The sequence below is a fragment of the Xanthomonas sp. SHU 166 genome (genome assembly GCF_000364685.1).
GTDB classification, from domain to species: Bacteria; Pseudomonadota; Gammaproteobacteria; order Xanthomonadales; family Xanthomonadaceae; genus Xanthomonas_A; species Xanthomonas_A sontii.
Window position 1 is genome coordinate 1 of sequence record NZ_AQOJ01000610.1, and the last position, 779, is coordinate 779.

The 779-nt window shown below is 74.7% G+C and carries 2 protein-coding genes; both read left to right on the forward strand.

Features of this window, described 5'->3' with window-relative positions; genetic code table 11:
* A partial coding sequence (locus D180_RS14970) for an AraC family transcriptional regulator (RefSeq protein ID WP_017913435.1) occupies nucleotides 1-366 on the forward strand: 366 nt, incomplete at its 5' end.
* Between the two features lie 39 nt (nucleotides 367-405).
* The coding region (locus D180_RS14975) for an EamA family transporter (protein ID WP_043091054.1) at nucleotides 406-779 on the forward strand (374 nt) is incomplete at its 3' end.

Consider the following 779-nt stretch of genomic DNA (forward strand, 5'->3'; position numbering starts at 1 on the left):
CGGCTGCAGGCGCTGTGCCGACGCATCGAGGCCGCGCCCGGCCAGGACTGGCCGGTGCGGCGCATGGCGCAGCTGGCGCACCTGAGTCCGAGTCGCCTGCACACGCTGTTCCGCGCCGCATTCGGGCGCACGCCGCAGGACTGGGTGGCGGCACGGCGGCTGGACTGGGTGCGCCGGCAACTGACGCACGGCAACCGGCCGATCGCCGACCTGGCCCAGGACAGCGGCTATGCCGACCAGAGCGCGCTGACCCGCGCGCTCAAGCGCAGCACCGGGCAGACCCCGGCCGCCTACCGCCGCCGTCATCGCCCGGCGCCAGGACAGGAGTCTGGGACAAGCCGGCCGCTGCCGGCGCCGGCATGCTGAGCCGTCACGGCTGACACGGCCGATACGGAAACGAACCGCATGCGCGAACGTCTATGGGCAGGGGTCGGCAGCGGCATGGCCGCGGGCGCGCTGTGGGGCCTGGTGTTCCTGGCGCCGCAACTGCTGAGCGCTTTCTCGCCGCTGCAACTGGCCATCTCGCGCTACCTGGCCTACGGCGCCATCGCCGCCGTGGTGCTGCTGCCGCGCTGGCGTGCCGCGACCGCGCCGTTGGGCACGCCCGAATGGTGGGCGCTGCTGCGCCTGAGCCTGCTCGGCAACATCGTCTACTACGTGCTGCTGGGCAGCGCCGTGCAGTGGGCCGGCGGCGCCGCCACCGCGCTGATCATCGGCCTGCTGCCGGCGGCGGTCACGGTGATCGGCTCGCGCGCGGCCGGCGCGGTCCGCCTGCGCCG